Genomic DNA, 650 nt, shown 5'->3' with positions numbered 1-650 from the left:
CATTGCCCGGTAGCTACGTTCGGAATCGATAACCGCTGAAAGCATCTAAGCGGGAAGCGAGTCCTAAGATGAGTCATCCCTAGGAATTTAATTCCTCTAAAGAGCCGTTCGAGACTAGGACGTTGATAGGCAGGGTGTGTAAGCGTTGTGAGGCGTTGAGCTAACCTGTACTAATGACTCGTGAGGCTTAACCATACAACCCAGATGAGTTTTTATCTGAGTTGATGGTAACTAGATTTATTACTTACTGTTGAAGGTAAGACTTAGTGAAGAATTTAAAGCGCTTAATAAAGTAAGATACTCAAACAGCTTTCCGAATTTAGTTAATTGCGATAAKCGATTAACACCGTATTTGCTTGGTGACAATAGCATTGTGGTACCACCTGATCCCATCCCGAACTCAGTAGTGAAACGCAATCGCGCCGATGATAGTGTGGGGTCTCCCCATGTGAAAGTAGGTCATTGCCAAGCGCCTAATTTACTCGAAAGAGTAGCTTTATCACGATAAAGCGAGTCTACTAACTTTGACAAGTTAGCGACTTAAAAAGCATTTAGCATTACGCGTAAGCATTTTGCTAAAGGAGCGGTAGTTCAGTTGGTTAGAATACCGGCCTGTCACGCCGGGGGTCGCGGGTTCGAGTCCCGTCCCC

At 44.8% G+C, this 650-nt stretch carries 2 rRNA genes; both read left to right on the top strand.

Annotated elements, in window-relative coordinates:
- Positions 1 to 195, top strand: a 23S ribosomal RNA gene (locus tag A9267_RS17050); the annotation flags it as partial.
- 160 nt (positions 196 to 355) lie between these two features.
- Positions 356 to 471: ribosomal RNA gene (rrf, locus tag A9267_RS17045) — 5S ribosomal RNA — on the top strand.
- Positions 472 to 650: the final 179 nt, after the last annotated feature.

Source organism: Shewanella sp. UCD-FRSSP16_17, assembly GCF_001675935.1.
In the GTDB taxonomy this organism is placed as follows: Bacteria; Pseudomonadota; Gammaproteobacteria; order Enterobacterales; family Shewanellaceae; genus Shewanella; species Shewanella japonica.
This window is presented reverse-complemented; position numbering and strand designations above follow the sequence as displayed.